Origin of the sequence: Brevibacillus formosus, from assembly GCF_003013405.1 — a bacterium.
GTDB lineage: Bacteria > Bacillota > Bacilli > Brevibacillales > Brevibacillaceae > Brevibacillus > Brevibacillus formosus.
Map to the genome: position 1 here is coordinate 456,629 of NZ_PXZL01000001.1, position 18,130 is coordinate 474,758.

An 18,130-nucleotide genomic window follows, 5' to 3' on the forward strand; every position below is an offset into this window, starting at 1 on the left:
AAAGTGAATGCTAGCAGCCCACTTCCCTTAAAGAGAGAGCGGAGAAGTGGGCGTTTATTCATGTCTTCGGGACAAAAGAGTCATGCGATGTCCTGCTAGAGTGGACTGGCCTGTCTGAACAAAAGGGCTAGTCCCACATGTGTTTGCACGAAATGGGGGATGCAGGGAATCTACTACGCACAGACTCCCCGCATCTTTAGGCCATCCTAAAGCCTCGCAGAATATCAGCTTGTTCAATTTGGAGCTGCATTTGGAATAATCGCGACGATATGGGTGATAGGAATAACGATAGAAGCTCCATTGGTACGTGAGGAGGTTAAGGTCTGTAATTCAATGATTCCTTCGTCCACTCTAAGGAGCTTGCCGACTCGGTAATAACGACTCTCAGGTCCCCAATCTGTCGTTAGTAAGACCTCCACAAGTTGATCGTTTCTCATGCATTTGCTGAGCTCTTGACGAAGCCCTTCTATACATGCTTGATCCGCTGATTCTTCCTTTTCGACATCTACCTTCACTAAAGGTGCCGGGATGACGATTGGCTTCGGAGCTTCTACTTGTACATAAGGTGCCTCTACTTGTACAACGGGCGCTTCTACCTGTACAACAGGCGCTTCTACCTGCACAACAGGCGCTTCTACTTGCGGTGTGGGGGTGGTCACATTCACTTGAGGTGCGCGAACGTGGATACGCACAAAACGGCGTAGTTTCCTGAGCAGACTATTGGATTTGCGTTTGGTGGATCGCTTCTTGCAGCGGCAGCGGGCTTGCTTTGCTTTTAGCTTCTTCTTTCTCAATGCTTTCAAAGGCAACACCCTCCTAACTATGCATGCAATATCATATTCAACAGAGGGATGACCGCATTGGACTAACACCTGATTTGACAAAATCAGGCAGGGAAACATTAGCAAAATTAGATGATTTTTTTAAAAAAACAGGAAAATCGTGTATACTTATCAGGTACTCTCAAAAAGAAAGATGGAGGTTTCTCATGAATCGTACGCCGATTGCCCCCATGGGAGTGGGGAAGCTGTTGGACAAGAGCTTTTCAGTGTATCGCCAGCATTTTGGAGCATTCTTTTTGTTAGCTTTAATTTGGTTCGGTCCATTATTACTCCTGCAGCAGTTGCTTCTGGTTGATCTGACCAGAGTGCCTTTGCTCGCACAAGATACAGAAGGTATGGACTTCGCAGAATCGTTAGGTGCAAGATTTGCCGGACAAGAAGAATTTATGACTCAAAGCCTTCCTATGTTGCTCATATTCATATTCCTTGTCGGACCGATCCTTTTGATCATCGCCTATCCGCAAATGATTTCCGGTTCAATATTACTGACGAAGGCTGCTCTCGAGGGAGAGACCTTGAGCTTAAAAGATGCCTTGAAGGGGGCACTTCGCCGATTTTGGCCGCTCGCGGGCAGTACTTTCCTATATGGAGTAATCGCGTTTGCAGTGTCGACAGCATTTGTCATCGTATATGGATTGTTTTTCTTTATGATCGCCTTCGCTGGTGGAATGACAATGGAAACCATATTTGATCCGTCAGATGAAAGCAGCATTGTGCTCATGATCGTTCTAGTTTTATTTGGCTATTTATTCTTAATTGCTGGGATGATGCTCGTACCGGGCTTTTTCTTAATTCGCTGGGGGTTTTATATGCCGCTCGTTCTGTTCGAACGCGATGGTGTCGGAATCGGTCAAAGCTGGAATTTGACAAAAGGAAACTTTTGGCGGTTATTCGGTATTTTTGTTGTTCTTAGTGTGATCTACTCAATGTTCTCTAGCGGCATGCAATTAGTACTGACTGGTGTCTTAGGTACATCTATCCTCGCGCAAATTATTCTGGTTGCACTTACTTGCCTCTTGAGCCCTTGGATGGCCATTGTTTACGCTTTGGCTTACTTTGATCTGCGTGTGAGAAAAGACGGGACAGATTTACAAGAGCTAGTAAGCCGTCAGCTTGCCACAGCTGCACCAGTAGAACCACCAGCTCCTACACCTGCACAAAAGCCGGGAGTTACACATGATTAGCACGAGTCCTTGGGTAGATGAAAAGGAGCATTTGCAAGAGATTCTAGCCAGAGACGAGTTCAATTTGCCCCAAGGCAGCGGAGAGAACTGGATTCAAAAAGCGGTGGAGTTTGTGATCGAGCTGATCTCCGACCTTTTTGAGTGGAGTCATATTCCATCTGGTGCGGCTAATACCGTATCTACACTCGTGCTCATTTTGGCAGTACTGGGACTGGTCGGCATCATTTACTGGTTGTTCCGCAGAATGATTTGGGAACAGAAGAAGCATCGACCGCTGTTTATGGAAGGTGAAAAAATACGTTCTCATGCAGACTATTTGCGCGATGCGAAAGAAAAAGCAGCGCGAGGAGAATGGCGGGAAGGAGAACGCTCGTTGTTTTTGGCGTTGTTGGTATATTTGCAAATGAAGTCATGGGTTCGTGTAGAGAAATGGAAAACGAATTGGGAATACGCAGAAGAAATTGAGGCAAATCAGCCGAGCTTACGTGATGTGTTTGGCAGCTTCGCACGAGAATTCGACGCTGTTTGGTACGGGCAGGCACTTGTTGACGAAGGGTCGTTCTGGCGGCGTGTAAACGAACTGGAAGGCATCTGGCGCGAGGAGGGACAGCATGGATAGTTTGCGTACCTATCGTGTCGGAATCGCTGTGGCTACCTTGTTGCTCGTCATCGTAGGCTGGTTGATCGTCAAGCCTACAGCTGAGCCTCTCCCACCGTATTTGGCTTCGTCTGCACAGCCGAGCGGAATCAAGGCTGTGCTCGTACTGCTGGAGGAAAAAGGAAAGCAGGTAAAGGAATGGCGGCAGCCTATGCGTTTTTTACCGACAGCAACTGGGCAGGCCATGCTCGTAGTAGAGCCGGAAAGACTGATGCCAGAGGAACAGATAGACATTCTGGATTGGGTCAGTGAAGGGAATGACCTGATTCTCTTTCACTCGAGACCAGAGTGGGAAGACCTTCCCTTTCATACGAAGTACATCCGGGATAAAGAAAATCAGGAGCGAAACATTCAGGGACCTCTCGTTCAGGGCGGGTTCATGGGCAAGGCAGAGACCTCATTGAGATTTGTAGAAGATGACGACATGGAGCCCCTTCTCTACGACGACCAGGGGATACTCGGGGGAAGAACAGAGGTAGGAGATGGAAGTGTCACGTTTTTTCTCGTACCGGAATGGCTAACCAATCAAAAAATTGATCGACTGTCCCACTTTGAAGCGATCTGGCCGCATGTACAAGGAGATTGGTCTGTTCTTTGGGTAGACGAATACCATCATGGCTTGCAAGAAAAACCAGGTTTTTTAGCGATCTACCCAGGATGGCTCATAGCCGCTTGCATGCAACTTGGTATCCTGCTTTTGCTGTATGTGTGGTGGAGAGGAAAACGTTTCGGACCAGTCTATACGCTTAGGGAGTGGACGGTGCGCCGTGGTGATGAGACGTTGCTCGCCGTGTCTAGCTGGTATGAGCGAAGAGAGCTGGCAAAGGATGCGTTGCGACATCGAGAAGCATACATGCGACAGCTGTTGTACGATCGGTGGGGAGTGCATCAACGAGCAGATCGTGTGGAAATCGTGCGATATGCCAAAACAAGATGGACAAATCAAGAGGTAGAGAAATTCGCTCATCTGCTGGAACGACTGGAACAGGCAAAAAACGAAGGGCGATACTCGCCAAAGAGCTTGCTTGCAGACAGTCTGTTGATGGATGAGATTACGAAGCGTCTGGAGAAGGAGTGACAACTACCGTGGAGCAATTATTGCAACAAATGGAAAAAGAGCTGGTTGGTCAGCGGCAAAATGTTCGGCTGCTGCTAACCGCTTTGGTAGCCGGTGGACACGTTTTGCTAGAAGGTGTACCTGGTATCGGAAAGACGAAAATGGTAAGGACCTTATCGGAATTGATGGGAGGCGTGAGCAAGCGCGTTCAATTTACGCCTGACATGATGCCATCGGACATTATTGGTCATGTGGTGTTCAATATGCAGCAGAACCAGTTTGAGACCATCAAAGGTCCTGTTTTCGCTAACTTATTGCTGGCGGATGAGATCAACCGGACTCCCCCGAAAACCCAAGCGGCTCTTTTAGAAGCCATGGAGGAGGGGCAAGTGACGATTCATGGTGTCACCTATCCTTTGCCAGATCCGTATTTCGTCGTCGCTACGCAAAACCCGGTGGAGTACGAAGGAACGTATGTGTTGCCGGAGGCACAGCTCGATCGTTTTTTGTTCAAGCTAACGATGTCGTATCCTTCCCATGAAAATGAAAAGCAAATTCTCGCCAAACATATTCCCAACAAGCGCAGCCACGAGCGGAATCAAGAGCTGCTCTTTACATGGGAGGCGATTTTGGAGAAGCGACGCCAATTAGAAGAAGTGGTTGTGGATGATTCGATTCTAGAGTACATTACGACACTGATACGCAATACACGCGAAACGAAACGATTGCTCTTAGGTGCCAGCTCTCGTGCTGGAATCGCCGTGTTAATGGCTAGCAAAGCCTGGGCGCTTTTGGACAATCGCAAGTTTGTGACGCCTGATGACGTGAAGATGGTGGCCCGCCCCGCATTGCGGCACCGACTCATTCTGTCACCGCAGGTAGAATTGGAGGGGGGTACCAGTGACCACATCATCGAAGAGACGCTGGCGGCTATTCCAGTTCCTCGCTGATTTTTTGGCAGACCGTTTTGTCTTGCCATCCAAGCGACTGCTTGTGGCGGTTTTGCTAGGCACACCCATCGCGATCGTCGGATTTCTGCTGGAGATTGGCTATTCGATATTCTTTTTGTACAATGGTTTACTCCTGATCGCCAGCATCTTGGATTGGGTTACCATCCCCAAACGCCGAGACTTGTCGATCCGCCGAATCTTGCCTGAGCAGACGGATATCGGACAATCGTTCTCGATCGAGCTTGAGCTTGCCAATAATAGCGGGCAATCCGTTGCGTACTCCATCGTGGATGATCTTCCGCTGTCATTTGAAGAAGCCGGACCGGTCATAGGTGTGATGGAGCAACCCTTAACCAGCATCAGCTTTGAAACAAGAGGAAAAGAACGCGGAGAGTATGTGTTCCGCTGGCTTTACATGCGTTGGCATGGCAAGCTCGGCTTGTGGTATCGCCAAAGCCGCTTTTCGTGTGAACAAACGATCAAGGTATACCCCGACCTTTCAGCTGTTCGTGGCTATTTGGCTTCGCTTCAGGAGAGCCTGATCGTGGACGGGAAGAAAATCATGCGCAGGGCGAAAGCGGGTACGGAATTCCATGCGATCCGCGATTACGTCCCTGACGATGATCCTCGGATGATTAACTGGTCCGCTTCAGCACGCTCTCGACGTCTAATGACGAACCAATATCGACCAGAGCATGGCAAGGTAATTACCATTCTGATCGATTGCGGCAGGTTGATGGGCGTCGAGCTGGATAATCAGACGAGACTGGATCGATCGCTGGAGTCTGCTCTCACGTTAGCGGCAGTGGCATTACGTCAAGGAGATCAGGTAGCATTACTAGCCTATTCGCATGAGATCAAGACGTACATACCTCCAGGCAGAGGGCTGCGTCATTTGCATACCCTTTTGGAGGCAACCTACAACCTAACGAGTGATTTTGTTGAGGCTGATCCGGCGAAGGCGCTTGAATTTTTGAATCGTCAGCAAAAGAGAAGGAGCTTGGTGGTTCTTTTTTCAGATATGGAGAACTACCTCGTCGAAGATCAGTTGAGCAATTATTTGTGGCGGATGCGCCGTTCACATTTGCTCTTGCTGCTGTCTTTGGCAGATCCGCTTCTGCATGAATGGAGTCATATAGACACGAGCAACAGCAGCTTGGCGTTTACGAAGGCGGTAGCTCAACGGTTCCAGCTCGATCGCAGGGCGTTTCAACAAAAAATGATCGGCGCGGGTATCCAGGTACTGGACGTTCCGGCCGATCAATTGACGCTGACGGTTATCAATACTTATTTGGACATCAAATCAAGAGAAGCTTTGTGAGAATCCGGTTTGTATCCGACGAGGTACCAGGCAACCAGCAAAAGCAATGTGCCGACAGCTACGATGTACTTGGCTTCGAGTGAGAGACTCGATGGAGTAATATAGCCCTCGATGATTCCCGCGATGAACAAAAGTGGGATGGTAGCCAACAGCAAATGCGCAGACTCTTTTGCCGCCTCCAGAAATTGATGTCTTCGAGCGTAGCGGCCGGGCACAAGCAGACGGTATCCCATGTGAAGCCCTGCTCCGCCAGCAATGAAAATCGCGGTCAGCTCGATCACGCCGTGGGGCAAAATGTAGGCCCAAAACGCATAGCTGCTATCTGCCTGATAGTAGACAGCTGCCAAAGCTCCAACCAGAAGTCCATTGAATAAGAGAAGGTAGATGGGGACGATTCCAAACGTAATTCCACTGACAAAGGCCAGCATCGCGACTTTGATGTTGTTGGTCATAATCATCGTAGAGATGACCGGACTGTCGAGGGATTCGTGCCCTTCTCCTAGCTTGGATGGATCGATCTGCTCAGCCATCCCCTGTGGTAATACATAATAGAGGTTGAGTGGATCAACCATGACGGCGGCAAAACCAGAAATACCACCGATGATGAAGAGAAGCGCTGCCACACCAATGAAGCTCATTCGCTTATGTACGAGACCCATTAAGTAGCTGCCAAAGAATTGCTTGAGCTGCTGCCAGCTGCCTATTCGCTGCTTGTAAGCCAAATTATGTGCGCGTAAGACGAGTTGATTTAAGTAGAGGGTGATCTCGTCAGCGGGATGGTAGGAGCGTACATAGGCCAAATGAGCAGATGTTTTCTTGTATAATTGTGTCAGGCGATCTATATCGGTAGCACTGATGTGCCGTGGTTGTCGGGTAAAACGCTCCACTAATTGTTCTAGTTCGGCCCAAGAGGCTTTATGCTTGTGCCAAAACGAGGTAATATCCATGTATAATGCCTCCTTCATTAGCGATTGTGTAATAACTCGAAAAAAACTCAAAGTTTCGAGGGGGGAAGAAAAACATCATGAATGAACCGACATACGTCAGTGGGTCAAATCGGGAAGCGTCTGTTGTGACACCCGAGCATGTTATGCTGCGATTTCAGACGGCAGGTCTAGGCAGCCGCGCCACTGCGATGCTGATTGATACAGGAATCTTGCTCCTGGTTAATCTTACTGTATTTATTTTGTTTGGTATAGTTTTATTTGGAAAAGATGAAGGGTTTTTCCTGGATGATGACAACTACACGATTGCCATCGTTCTACTGGCTATCTTTATCGTGAACTTTGGCTACTATTGGTTACTGGAAGCGTTCTGGGGCGGGCAAACCGTTGGCAAAAGGCTGGTGGGAATCCGGGTCATCCGTGATAATGGACAGCCTGCGACTTTTGTTTCCTCGACGATCCGGAATCTGTTTCGCATCATCGACGCAATGCCAACTGGTTATTTTCTCGGGGCGCTCGTCTGCTTTTTCCACCCCCGTGATAAGCGAATTGGCGATATGGTAGCGGGCACGATTGTTGTGGTGGAGTCAGGACAGCACTCGACTCTTTTTCTGAAAAAGAAAGACAAACAGCCAAACGGCTTTGATTTGAATCATGCGCTACTCGTGCTTGATGAGCGCCAAAAACAGGCGATTACCCGAGAGGACTGGCAGCTGCTTTCCTCCTTCATCAGCAGATTATCTTCTTTATCACAAGCGAAAAAATATGAACTCGGGAATCAAATTGCCAGCATCATGCGCAAAAAATTAGAGCTTATTGACGAACAGACCAACAAGGAAGACCCGATCTTATTTTTGCAAAGACTGCACAATCAGCTGCAAAACGAATTTCAACTCCGAAAATAAAGCGAAGTACCGCCCCAAAAAAGTGGCGGTATTTTTATTTCTCGACGTATTTTCCCATTATTCAGCAAAATGCTGCTTCAAAAACTTTCTATGTTATAATGAAACCTCACTCTATGTCACAGAAAGGAGGAGGGAGCCGATGGACGACAAATACATGGGAGCGTCATCGACTTCGTCACCCACACTGCCACTCCCGGCAAACGGGAAGCAGAAAGGAAGACGCAGAAGAGGCAGTCTTTTTCAGGCATTGATTCCCTCCCAGACTGAAGGTAAGCGTCCTTTACTACCGATCGTTTTGGCCGTTCTGGTCTGGGTAGGACTTGCCTATGCTGGATATGCCTTTGCTGTTTATACGTTGGACAAGCAGCAACAAATTGTAAACCAACGAATTGATCAAATTCAAGAAAATAATCAAAAGCAGATGAAGGCATTGGGAGATCAATTGACTCTGGTGCAGGAAGAAATGCAAAATGTCCAGAAGGGTCTGGGAAATCTGGAAGAAGATTTGGCATTGACGGGTGAAACCATTGGTGGAACGAACAAGACCAAAGAAGCTCTGCAGGAACGGGTTGACCAACTCAACAAACAGCTGGTTGATTTGAAAGCATCTCTGAAAAAATTGGAGGATGCTGCCCGTGCTTGGTAAGATAAATCGTTTCTTTCTCTTTCTGTTGGCGCCTGCTCTCGGTTTTTTGGTCGCTTTTGCGCTGGACAATCCAGTGGACAAGCTCCAGACAGAAGGCCTGAAGCTTCCTTCTGCCGTAGCGAAGAGCCAAGCAGATGAGCTGGGGGAACGGCTCAACGACACCAAGGTGCAGCTTCGAAATGTAGAAATCGTCATCGAAGACATCCGGGATCGCTCGAAAAAGGAACAGAAAGAATACGAGCAACAAAACAAGAAGATCAGTAGCGCACTTGAAGCGAGCAAATCCCAGACACAAAAATCTGCGGATGTATTGGACACGATTTTGTCCAACATGCTTGGCAAGCCGATCGGTCAACACTTCGGGAAAAACTCCACAGTGAAGGTCTATTCCCTGCAAGAAGGCGGATACCGTGGTTATATGGCCAAAGTTCGCCTCAATGATCCGAAAGCGCTGAAAATGGTGCTGGCCAACAACTCTGTGAAAAGTAAGGGAGAAACGACGAGTCAAGCCGGTAAGCGTACAGGAGCCATTCTGGCAATCAATGCAGGCGGCTTTATGGCGGACAAGCAGGGCAATCTGACTCCGTTAGGCATTACGGTTGTTGACGGCAAGATTCGCACCTTTTCCAATAATGCGAAGTTGAGCTTTGTCGGTTTTAACAACAAAGGTCATCTGGTCGGAACAAACATCAAGACGCAGGCGCAAATTACGCAACAAGGGATACTGCAGGGAGCGAGCTTCTTGCCGCGCCTCTTGCAGGACGGAAAGCGATTGTCTATTCCGCGTGAATGGGCGAATGCACGTCAACCGCGAACACTGATCGGCCATTTCGACAACGGCGATTTGTTGCTGATTGTCATTGACGGAAGACGAGATGGCTGGAGTACTGGTGTTACGCTGGAGGAAGCGCAAAGAAAGCTGCAAGAGTGGCATGTCGTGGATGCGTATAACCTCGACGGCGGTGGCTCCAGTGCGTTTTATTACAATGGCAAGCTGTTGAACAAGCCTTCAGGTGGCAAAGAACGACGCGTGGTGAGCAATTTGGTCATCATGCCATAAGCAAAAATCGCAACACTCTTCTGTGAAGACGACAAGTCTTGCTGCAGAAGGGTGTTTTTTTCTGTAGAGAAAAGTTTGCCTAGGCAACTGTCAATGTGGGTTGACCTTAAAAAATGCTGAAAATTATAATAATAGTAGAAGTAATGAAATGGAATAGGAGGGATCGCATGAAAAAAGGGATGTTGGTTGCCCTCACGATTGTTTCCGTGCTTTCGTTTCCGCATTTTGCTGTGGGAAAAGTCCCAGGTGTGCCAGCAGGTGTGCAAGGAGCTACAAAAGGAATTGTCGCGGTCTCTCATCCAGCAGCGGCGCAGGTCGGCAGAGATATCTTGGCAAAGGGCGGCAATGCGATTGACGCTGCGGCTGGGATCCAATTCGCTCTAAATGTAGCAGAACCGTATATGTCCGGTATCGGCGGCGGTGGTTTTATGATGATTTATGTGAAGGATCAAAACAAAGTGACGGTGATAGATAGTCGAGAGGTGGCTCCTTCCAAGGTGACTCCCGATATGTTTTTACAGGCAGATGGCACGCCGATCCCATTTGAGGAGAGACATACGAGCGGTCAGGCGGTAGGTGTCCCAGGGACATTGCTGGGCGTAGAGCAGGCGCTGAAATCTTATGGGACATGGGACTTGGGCAAAGTGGTAGAACCGTCGATTGAATTGGCGGAAAAAGGAGTTCGCGTCAACTGGGTGTCCGCTCAATTTATTGCCAATTCCATGGAAAAGTTGAAAAAGCACGGGACTGCTGCACAAGTGTTTGCGCCAAACGGAGTTCCACTCAAAGAAGGCGAGATGCTGGTTCAGCCCCAATTGGCGAAAACGTTGAAGATCATCCGGGACAAAGGCTCAGATGCCTTGTATGAAGGGGAAATTGGCAAGGCTCTCGTGGAGGAAGTGCAAAGAACGGGTGGCTCCATGACTCTTAGTGATTTGCAGGCGTATCAAGTAAAAGAGCGTGAACCGGTCCGCGGCATGTATCGCGGCTATGAAGTGATTTCGATGGCACCCCCCAGCTCTGGCGGATTGACACTCATTCAGATTTTGAAGCTGATGGAGGGCTACGATAACCAAAAGGACGGCATCGGGTCGGTAGCCTATTTGCATCATTTGATCGAGGCCAATCACCTCGCCTACGCAGATCGGGCGGCTTTTATGGCGGACGAGGACGTTTATCCAGTACCGAAAAAAGGGCTGATTGCGGGCGAATACATCAAGGAACGGCGTCAGCTCATTCGTGAAGAAACAGCGAATGCCAATGTAGTGGCAGGAGACCCTTGGAAGTACGATCCTGGCAAAAAGCCAGAGGTGTCCATGAAACTGAGGGATCAATCTCCGGTCAAGCAGACCACGCACTTTTCTGTGATGGACAAATGGGGGAATATCGTTGCGTATACGACCACCATTGAAGATATTTTTGGCAGCGGTGTGATGGTTCCAGGTTACGGCTTCATGCTCAATAATGAGCTTACGGATTTTGACGCGATTCCTGGCGGTGTCAATCAGGTCGAGCCCGGAAAGCGTCCACGTTCAAGCATGACGCCAACTATGGTGCTAAAAGACGGGAAGCCTTTTTTAGCAATTGGCTCACCTGGTGGCTCTACGATTATTGCCTCAGTATCACAGACGATTCTCAATGTGATCGATCATGGAATGGAGATCGAGGATGCCATCCGTGCACCACGCATTTTTTCAAGCAGCTATCCGAATGTGACGTGGGAAGCGGGCATTGACCAGGATGTCATCCTGCAATTGATGGCAAAAGGTCACGTCTTTGCTGAGGAGCCGACGAACATTGGCAACGTCCAAGCGATTGTGTACGATTTTGAAACGGGAAAAATGTACGGCGGAGCGGACAACACCCGTGAGGGCACTGTACTCGGGGTTGATGCCATCGCGTATACGGCTGCTCAGCCAATCCAGTCTCCTAAAGAAAAAGAAGGCCCCTTTGATTTAAAAGTAAACGGCAATGTCTATCCATACACAGCAGAGCAAAAGGTGATGATAGATGGAGTAGCTTATGTTCAGGCCAACAAGTTGCTGTTAGGGTTGGGACAAAAAGTGACGTCCTTTCAGTCTGATGTGGTCATGGTGAAGGGGACTCCTTACTTGCCTGTCAAGAAAGTTGGCGAGAAGCTGGGCTATACAGTCATGTGGAAGGAAGGAGAGCGGTCCATCGAGTTGAATAGCAAAAAGTAGGCTGATCAAGGAAAGGATGTAGCAAAAAATGAAGAAGGTACTTGTACTCGGAGGAACGCGATTTTTTGGAAAGCGATTGGTCCAGCTTCTCGTTGAAGCTGGGGCAGACGTTACGGTGGCGACGAGGGGGCTTACCCAAGTGGAGTTACCTGCCTCTGTTAAAAGAATTACGCTTGATCGCGATGACGTCCATTCTCTTGCTGTTGCTGGAGAAGAGCAGTGGGATGTGGTGTACGATAACATCTGTTATTCCTCCCAAAATGCTATGGATGCGTGTAAGGTTTTTCGGGGGAAAGTAGGTAAGTACGTTTTGACCTCTACCTTATCCGTCTACGATTATGCCGAAGAACAACTACAGGAAGAGGCATTTGATCCATACACGTATGCAATCAATCGGAAAACGAGAGACGAGACAACCTATCAAGAGGGGAAGCGTCAAGCAGAAGCCGTCTTTTTTCAGGAAAAGGCCTTCCCTGTCGTAGCTGTTCGTTTTCCGATTGTGCTAGCGGAAGACGATTACACTCGTCGGCTATGGTTTCATATTGAGCAAGTGCAAGAGGAGCGGCCGATTGGTATTGCGAATCCCGCTGCCCGAATGTGCTTTATTCATGCACAGGAAGCTGCACAATTTTTGGCATGGGTGGTGACAACGTCCATCACAGGGCCTGTGAATGCATGCTCAGATGGGATTGTTTCGCTTGCTGAGCTGATGGAGACAATTGCGCAAACAGTCGGAAAGCCTGCCCAAATCGAGCAAACGACAAATGCTTCTGATGCGTCTCCCTTTGGATTTGTAGCATCCTTTTACATGGATAACAGCAAGGCTAAGGCTGCGGGCTTCCCATTCTGGTCGCTGGATGAATGGTTGCCGGCGCTTGTCAAAAACCTAAACGAGAAATATACCTCCGAAAAAGCGTGACCTATCTACCTTTTCTTTCGTAGTACTCCATGGTAAGGTAGAGCAGAACGTATGTGTCTGTAAGGAACCAGGAGGATCGATCATGAACAAAATTCGCACCAGCAGCCTTGCGATCGTCGCAGCACTATCAGTAGCACTACTCAGTGGATGTGAGCCTCCCTCATTAAGCGGATTGCTATCCAGCGAGTCGAATGGACAGCCCGCAGGTGAGGGAACGCAGTCGACGACAGTTGAGCCAAATAACGAGGCGACAGTACGTCCCCAACGGGCATCTCTTGCAGAGACGATAAAAGATGTGGATGGAGTGCCAACCGTTACAAATGCAACAGATCTCTCGGTTGTCGTAAATAAACAACGGGCATTGCCTGGCGATTATATTCCACCGGATTTGGTGGAGCCAAATGTGCCGTTTCCTTTTGATGAAAAAGTGGAGAAGCGATTGCTAAGAGCAGAAGCCGCACAAGCATTAGAAGAACTGTTTGCCAAAGCAAAGACAGAAGGTATTGAACTGTATGCCGTATCCGGTTACCGCTCGTATAAGACCCAAAAATCGCTGTACGAGACGTATGTAAAGACGCAAGGTGCTGAACATGCGGCTGCCTACAGTGCTGTACCTGGAAAGAGCGAACATCAGACTGGCTTGGCTATGGATGTGTCCGGATATGATGCCAATACACGCTTGGAAGAGTCATTTGCTGAAACACCTGAAGGAATATGGCTGGCTGCCAACTGTGCAGACTTTGGGTTCGTCATTCGTTATTTGAAGGGCAAGGAAGATACGACGGGATATGCGTATGAGCCTTGGCATTTGCGTTATGTAGGCAAGGAAATGGCGAAAGAAATTATGGCAGGTGGCCTTACTTTGGAGGATTATTTTTCGGAAGCGGCAATTGCCCACAAATAACGCCATCGAAAATGAAAAGAGCCGCCCCAATAAGGAGCGGCTTTTTGCTGCCTGAATAAATGCTAACGCGGAAGGCGAATCTGGGACAGTGGCCAGTATACGACCTCTGCACGTCCTACTACATGATCCAGTTGAACAGGGCCAATGACGCGGCTGTCCATACTGTTGTTGCGATTATCCCCCATGACAAACACGCTGCCCTCAGGAATCTTCACAGGATCAAAATCTTCGGTTAACGTCACACCTGCCGAAGCAGTTTTTAGTTTGTTTTCGACCAAGTACTCTTCGCTGAGCGGTTGGCCATTGACATACACTTGATCATTTTTGGCTTCTACGGTGTCACCCGCTACTGCGACCACGCGCTTGATCCAGTTGTCGCCAGTTGCATCTGGATGAATGATGACGATATCGCCAGGTTGCGGTTCTTTGAGGTAATAAATCGCTTTGTTAACGATGACGCGCTCGCGGTCATGCAACGTACTTTCCATGGAACGCCCTTGGACGACGTAGGGAGCCATGACAAATACGTAGATAAAGGCAGTCAATCCGCCAATCAAGACAAACGATTTCAACCAATCGAGCAATTCCACTTTCCATTTTGGTGTAGGTTTTGTTTGTTCCATTGAATTTCTCCTATGTATGTGATTTCTGTGGCAAATATGCCTGAGTCAAATGCCTCGTGTGTGTAAGGCTGTCTTCTCATTATACATGCTTTACGAATGGATACGAAAGATGATTCAAGCAAATAATTGGCATCATGGATGAAGCTCGAAAAAGTCGTAACATTATTTTGCAAGCTAACCTATTGTCAGTTTTTCCTGTTTGAGTTAAGATGTTCTTGAAATAAGTTTTACAATAAAAATATTAAGTGGTAAACACTTTGTCTGGCTCATACATATCTTTCGTGAAAAGAAATAATTTCGGGAGTCCTATTGATCTTCCGGTACTTAGGCTATATAGTTTTATAGTAAAAGTACTTATATTATTAATTTTCCGAAAATAGGTGATGTCGTGAGCAATATGTCCCGTGCCAGTAAACTTGAGGAACTGGATGGAGTATTTGTCGAGATTGCTCGTTTCTTTATTAACAATTGGCTAGAGGAAGAGTCAATCAGTCCGAAGCAGTTTATCTTGTTGCGTGTGCTACATCAAAAAGGACGAAGCACAGTTTCTGAGCTGGCGACTATTTTGAAGTTATCCAATAGTGCCACCACAATCGCACTTAATCGGTTGGTCAAGGCCGGGTTTATCGACCGGGTTCGAGATGAACAGGATCGCCGTGTCGTGTGGGTCACTTTGTCACAACAAGCCGTTCCAACTCTGGAAGGACTTTTGTGCCACAGGAGAGCACTAGTAGGAAAGCTGCTGGAGAATCTGACTGACGACGAGTTAGAACAGTTTACGTATTTTCTTAGGAAAATGCAGCAGTGCATATAGCATGCCTTAAGTTCGGGTTTGGGGACATTCGTGTAGGACAAAAGTGTGTACCGCGGAATGGGAGTGTACACATATGAAAAAGAAAAGCACACTGATCATGAGTTCTTGTATCCTAGGAGCAGCTCTCTTCACACAAGCTGCATTTGCTGAAGAGGCAGTAAAAGCTACTGAAACAACTACTGCAACAGAAGCAACAACAACGACAACAGAAGAAAAACCTGCAACAGATGAAAAGCCAGCTACTGAAGAAAAGCCGGCAACTGAAACAACAACAACTGCACCAGCAACTAAACCAGAAGTAAAACCTGCGACTCCACAAACCGTTACCCCAATTCAAGGTTTGACTCAACAAGGTGGCTGGGTTATCATGCCAGGTAAAGATGAGTACGTATGGGTAAGTGGTCAATATGTTCCAGTAATCTCTAACGTAGCTGGCTGGGCAATGATGCCAGGAGTAGATCAATTTGTTACAACTGGTGGCGTAACTCCAGTGAGTGCTCCAGCAGCTGGTTGGGCAATGATCGCTCCAGAATCCGATAACGAAAAATAAGCATAGCTGATAATAAAGACGCTTTGTCCCTCAATTGGGCAAGGCGTCTTTTTTGGCTAAAGCTGGAGATTCCCGTACAAACTAAAGCGGATAGAAGCCAAAAGGAAGGAGGAACGAATATGGCAGGTTATGAGAAGGATCAGGCTCGATCCAGGGCGAAAGAGCTGGGCACTGAGGATGCAGACGGAGCCGTCTACTATCAAGAGGCAGACGAATATACGGATGGCCTGGCTACGACGCAGGAGATGGTCAGTGACATGTACAAGATGGGAACCATCGAGGACAGAGAGCAGACGATGTAACAACACAGAAAAAGAGCAAGGCCAGCCTGGATGCAAGGAGGCTGGTCGCTTTTTATTCCATTGATAAAAAATTTTTTATTGACTTAGTAGATTGTATCGGTAAAAATACAAGAGGAATCAGAAAATTTAAAAAGGGTGTGCCACGAATGAGAGACTCACGATTAGATCAATTAGCGTACAATCTGGTTAACTATTCTGTACGAGTACAGCCAGGGGAAAACATTTTGATCAACGCGAAAGGGGACACACCGGATTTGGTGCAAGCCCTCGTGCGTGAGATTTACAAAGCAGGCGGCAGTCCTTATGTTCAATTGATTGATCCCGCCGTAAGCCGAGAAATCGCAATGAATTGCAATGAAGAGCAGCTGAAGACCATGGCTCAACATGAAGTTGAACTCATGGAGAAAATGCAAGGCTATATCGGAATTCGTGCAGCGAACAACATCAATGAGATGGCTGATGTTCCGAGTGACAAGCTGAGTATCTATTCTCGCCTGTATGAGCTGCCAGTAATGAACGTGCGCGTGCCTAAAACGAAGTGGGTTGTTCTTCGTTATCCGAATCCTTCCATGGCACAGCTTGCGAACATGTCTACAGCAGCTTTTGAAGATTTTTACTTCCAAGTATGTAACCTCGATTACGCGAAAATGGATAAAGCAATGGACAGTCTGGTTGACTTGATGAATCGCACAGACAAGGTTCGCTTGGTAGGACCTGAAACAGATCTCACCTTCTCAATCAAGGACATTCCTGCTGTGAAATGTGCTGGCCTGCGCAATATCCCAGATGGTGAAGTGTATACAGCACCTGTGAAGGATTCCGTAAATGGCGTTATCACCCATAATGCGCCAACACCATACCACGGCTTCACATTCGAAAATGTTCGCCTGACCTTCAAGGACGGCAAAATTGTGGAAGCAACAGCGAATGATACCGAACGATTGAATCAAATTTTGGATACGGACGAGGGAGCGCGCTTCGTTGGAGAATTTGCTATCGGTGTGAATCCTTACATTCGCAACCCGATGAAAGATATCTTGTTTGACGAAAAAATAGACGGAAGCTTCCACTTCACGCCTGGTCAATGCTATGACGAAGCATACAATGGCAACAAATCGTCTGTCCACTGGGACATGGTTTCCATCCAGCGTCCGGATTGGGGCGGAGGGGAAATCTGGTTTGATGACGTCCTGATTCGCAAAGATGGTCGTTTTGTCATAGCAGAGCTTGAATGTTTGAATCCAGAAAACTTGAAAGGGTAAGGCATAGCCTACCCAATCATTTGTCGTACTGACGGAGCCTTTCATGGGCAAGCATAATATCCATTTCTAGCTGAAATAGCATGTGCAGATTGCTTGAAGGAAGAGTAATTCTGCGTGCCGCGTGGTAGAGAAGTGGTTTGTTTTGTTTGATGACCGTCATGATTTCCACAACTGGAGGAACGACTTGCTTAATTCTTAGCAGGCTTTGCAAATAGCGAAGAAATGTTTGAATACTAGCTTGGTCATCCTTGTTTGGTACCTTTTCAATCAAAGCGAAAAAGTCTCGGATGATGATCCGCTTGGTCTCCTGAGGCTCTACTATAGTTGTACGATTCACTTGATCCACCTCACGGGAAAGAGTTAACAGCTTCTTTTCTTTACCCGCTGAATGACAAGTGATAAACCTTTTGTCTGATAAAAAAGTCTTTGGCATGTGCATGTGCCAAAGACTTTTCGTTTTTATGACTCACGATGACTATCGTAGACGCTTGCTTCTTCCAGGGGAATCCGTATGCGCAGGAGTAGCCAGGCATTTAAGAGAGAAAACGCCAGGGCTGTTGCCACAGCGGCAAATGTTAGAGGGAGTAGGAGCAGCTCAAGCGATACGACCAAGTAGTTGGGGTGACGAATGAACCGATAAGGACCTCGCTTGATTGGAGCCTCGCCCGGGAGTATGAAGATGCGGGTATTCCATCGTTTGCCCAAGCTGCGAATACACCAGTAACGAAGTCCTTGCGCGATCAAAAACAGGCTGAACGGAAACGCCCACCAAGAGGGCAGAACCATGGAGTTGCCTTTTCCCACCACTTCGAAAAAAAGCGAGAGAAAAAAGAGAAAATGAAGAAGGACGATGTATTTGTAATGACTCGCCCCAACCTCGTAGCCTCCTTTTGAGCGGATATAGCGGGCATTCCTCACAGCAACGAGAAGCTCGACCAGTCGCTGCAACACGACTCCAGCCAAGACAAATCCAAAGAAGAGCAACATG

20 protein-coding genes are annotated in these 18,130 nt (G+C 47.8%); 15 read left to right on the plus strand and 5 right to left on the minus strand.

Annotated features, from left to right (window positions below; translation table 11 throughout):
- Nucleotides 1-233: 233 nt before the first annotated feature.
- Nucleotides 234-803: a hypothetical protein gene (locus tag C7R91_RS02125; protein WP_047068110.1), complete on the minus strand. Its 570-nt coding sequence runs from the start codon at nucleotides 801-803 to the stop codon at nucleotides 234-236.
- 185 nt (nucleotides 804-988) lie between these two features.
- Here C7R91_RS02125 and C7R91_RS02130 point away from each other — a divergent pair, with 185 nt between their 5' ends.
- Genes C7R91_RS02130 through C7R91_RS02150 form a run of 5 tightly spaced genes read left to right on the plus strand, consistent with a single transcriptional unit; the run spans nucleotide 989 to nucleotide 6,012 of the window.
- Nucleotides 989-2,026 (plus strand): DUF7847 domain-containing protein, encoded by a 1,038-nt coding sequence (locus C7R91_RS02130; protein ID WP_047068107.1) that lies wholly within the window; start codon nucleotides 989-991, stop codon nucleotides 2,024-2,026.
- Nucleotides 2,019-2,645, plus strand: a complete 627-nt coding sequence (locus tag C7R91_RS02135) for a DUF4129 domain-containing protein (RefSeq protein ID WP_047068105.1) — start codon at nucleotides 2,019-2,021, stop codon at nucleotides 2,643-2,645. Before C7R91_RS02130 ends, C7R91_RS02135 begins: the two co-directional genes overlap by 8 nt.
- Nucleotides 2,638-3,762, plus strand: a complete 1,125-nt coding sequence (locus C7R91_RS02140; protein WP_047068103.1) for a DUF4350 domain-containing protein — start codon at nucleotides 2,638-2,640, stop codon at nucleotides 3,760-3,762. Before C7R91_RS02135 ends, C7R91_RS02140 begins: the two co-directional genes overlap by 8 nt.
- Before the next feature lie 8 nt (nucleotides 3,763-3,770).
- Nucleotides 3,771-4,691, plus strand: a complete 921-nt coding sequence (locus C7R91_RS02145; RefSeq protein ID WP_047068101.1) for an AAA family ATPase — start codon at nucleotides 3,771-3,773, stop codon at nucleotides 4,689-4,691.
- The gene (locus C7R91_RS02150) at nucleotides 4,642-6,012 is read left to right on the plus strand and encodes a DUF58 domain-containing protein (protein WP_047068099.1); all 1,371 of its coding nucleotides are present in this window, start codon (nucleotides 4,642-4,644) and stop codon (nucleotides 6,010-6,012) included. Before C7R91_RS02145 ends, C7R91_RS02150 begins: the two co-directional genes overlap by 50 nt.
- On the opposite strand, the gene C7R91_RS02155 is transcribed toward C7R91_RS02150, so the two are convergent.
- On the minus strand, nucleotides 5,979-6,959 hold the full coding sequence (locus C7R91_RS02155) for a stage II sporulation protein M (RefSeq protein ID WP_047068097.1): 981 nt from the start codon (nucleotides 6,957-6,959) through the stop codon (nucleotides 5,979-5,981). The two genes, C7R91_RS02150 and C7R91_RS02155, sit on opposite strands and share 34 nt — an antisense overlap.
- Before the next feature lie 77 nt (nucleotides 6,960-7,036).
- On the opposite strand from C7R91_RS02155, the gene C7R91_RS02160 reads away from it, so the two are divergent.
- From C7R91_RS02160 to C7R91_RS02185, 6 genes are all read left to right on the plus strand, one after another.
- Nucleotides 7,037-7,861, plus strand: a complete 825-nt coding sequence (locus tag C7R91_RS02160; RefSeq protein ID WP_047068095.1) for an RDD family protein — start codon at nucleotides 7,037-7,039, stop codon at nucleotides 7,859-7,861.
- 139 nt (nucleotides 7,862-8,000) lie between these two features.
- Nucleotides 8,001-8,507, plus strand: coding sequence for a coiled-coil domain-containing protein (locus C7R91_RS02165; RefSeq protein ID WP_047068093.1), 507 nt, complete (start codon nucleotides 8,001-8,003; stop codon nucleotides 8,505-8,507).
- Complete coding sequence (locus tag C7R91_RS02170; RefSeq protein ID WP_083995007.1) at nucleotides 8,488-9,567, plus strand: phosphodiester glycosidase family protein; 1,080 nt, start codon at nucleotides 8,488-8,490, stop codon at nucleotides 9,565-9,567. Before C7R91_RS02165 ends, C7R91_RS02170 begins: the two co-directional genes overlap by 20 nt.
- 167 nt (nucleotides 9,568-9,734) lie before the next feature.
- Nucleotides 9,735-11,768, plus strand: a complete 2,034-nt coding sequence (gene ggt / locus C7R91_RS02175) for a gamma-glutamyltransferase (RefSeq protein ID WP_047068086.1) — start codon at nucleotides 9,735-9,737, stop codon at nucleotides 11,766-11,768.
- Nucleotides 11,769-11,796: 28 nt separating this feature from the next.
- Complete coding sequence (locus C7R91_RS02180) at nucleotides 11,797-12,687, plus strand: NAD-dependent epimerase/dehydratase family protein (RefSeq protein ID WP_047068085.1); 891 nt, start codon at nucleotides 11,797-11,799, stop codon at nucleotides 12,685-12,687.
- Nucleotides 12,688-12,769: 82 nt separating this feature from the next.
- Complete coding sequence (locus C7R91_RS02185; RefSeq protein WP_047068082.1) at nucleotides 12,770-13,591, plus strand: M15 family metallopeptidase; 822 nt, start codon at nucleotides 12,770-12,772, stop codon at nucleotides 13,589-13,591.
- 62 nt (nucleotides 13,592-13,653) lie between these two features.
- Here C7R91_RS02185 and lepB read toward each other — a convergent pair whose 3' ends face one another.
- Entirely contained in the window at nucleotides 13,654-14,214 is a 561-nt protein-coding gene (gene lepB / locus C7R91_RS02190) for a signal peptidase I (RefSeq protein ID WP_047068080.1), read from the minus strand.
- A gap of 388 nt (nucleotides 14,215-14,602) precedes the next feature.
- On the opposite strand from lepB, the gene C7R91_RS02195 reads away from it, so the two are divergent.
- The 4 genes from C7R91_RS02195 (at nucleotide 14,603) to C7R91_RS02210 (ending at nucleotide 17,142) form a co-directional block, all read left to right on the plus strand.
- Nucleotides 14,603-15,028: a MarR family winged helix-turn-helix transcriptional regulator gene (locus tag C7R91_RS02195; RefSeq protein WP_047068079.1), complete on the plus strand. Its 426-nt coding sequence runs from the start codon at nucleotides 14,603-14,605 to the stop codon at nucleotides 15,026-15,028.
- A 73-nt stretch (nucleotides 15,029-15,101) separates the two neighbouring features.
- On the plus strand, nucleotides 15,102-15,578 hold the full coding sequence (locus C7R91_RS02200) for a hypothetical protein (RefSeq protein ID WP_047068077.1): 477 nt from the start codon (nucleotides 15,102-15,104) through the stop codon (nucleotides 15,576-15,578).
- Nucleotides 15,579-15,697: 119 nt separating this feature from the next.
- The gene (locus tag C7R91_RS02205; RefSeq protein WP_047068074.1) at nucleotides 15,698-15,880 is read left to right on the plus strand and encodes a DUF4025 domain-containing protein; all 183 of its coding nucleotides are present in this window, start codon (nucleotides 15,698-15,700) and stop codon (nucleotides 15,878-15,880) included.
- A 146-nt stretch (nucleotides 15,881-16,026) separates the two neighbouring features.
- Nucleotides 16,027-17,142 carry an aminopeptidase gene (locus tag C7R91_RS02210; protein ID WP_047068072.1) on the plus strand — a complete coding sequence of 372 codons (1,116 nt, stop codon included), beginning with the start codon at nucleotides 16,027-16,029 and terminating at the stop codon, nucleotides 17,140-17,142.
- A gap of 16 nt (nucleotides 17,143-17,158) precedes the next feature.
- On the opposite strand, the gene C7R91_RS02215 is transcribed toward C7R91_RS02210, so the two are convergent.
- Together C7R91_RS02215 and C7R91_RS02220 are read right to left on the minus strand one after the other, a co-directional pair.
- Nucleotides 17,159-17,479 (minus strand): hypothetical protein, encoded by a 321-nt coding sequence (locus C7R91_RS02215; RefSeq protein ID WP_047068070.1) that lies wholly within the window; start codon nucleotides 17,477-17,479, stop codon nucleotides 17,159-17,161.
- A 122-nt stretch (nucleotides 17,480-17,601) separates the two neighbouring features.
- Entirely contained in the window at nucleotides 17,602-18,129 is a 528-nt protein-coding gene (locus C7R91_RS02220) for an isoprenylcysteine carboxyl methyltransferase family protein (RefSeq protein ID WP_047068068.1), read from the minus strand.
- Nucleotide 18,130 lies beyond the last annotated feature (1 nt).